The 334-nt window shown below is 56.6% G+C and carries 2 protein-coding genes; both read right to left on the bottom strand.

Going from position 1 to position 334, the window contains the following annotated elements; translation table 11 throughout:
• Positions 1-123: IS66 family insertion sequence element accessory protein TnpB (tnpB, locus tag AB9F27_RS22145; protein WP_369758239.1), on the bottom strand; the 123-nt coding region annotated here is incomplete at its 3' end.
• On the bottom strand, positions 120-334 hold a 215-nt coding region (locus AB9F27_RS22150), incomplete at its 5' end, for an IS66 family insertion sequence element accessory protein TnpB (RefSeq protein ID WP_369758238.1). The genes AB9F27_RS22150 and tnpB, both read right to left, overlap by 4 nt.

Here is a 334-nt window from a genome sequence, read left to right on the forward strand (position 1 = left end):
ACCATCAAAGGGTTTCTTTTGCAGATGGCTTTGCACCAGCGCCGCCAAACCATCGTGACCCTTACGAAAGTCCACAGGCTTGGTCGCGACAAAAATCTGTACACCATGCGACGGGTGGATCACAGCGCTGCCGCAATCTCGGCAATACGGACTGCTGGCGTGCCCGCACTGAGCCGGATGGTCACATCCCCTTTAACCAAATCTAACGTGCCGGCTTCAGCCACAGGCACATCAGGCAAGGCGTCTCCAGGCTCTTCAACCGCTACCGAAACAAAGGTGATGCCCTCAAGATTGGGCAGTACCAACTTGCCCTCGCGAGCCATGCGACGCCATT

The organism is Falsihalocynthiibacter sp. CO-5D18, assembly GCF_041205445.1.
Lineage (GTDB): Bacteria > Pseudomonadota > Alphaproteobacteria > Rhodobacterales > Rhodobacteraceae > Falsihalocynthiibacter > Falsihalocynthiibacter arcticus.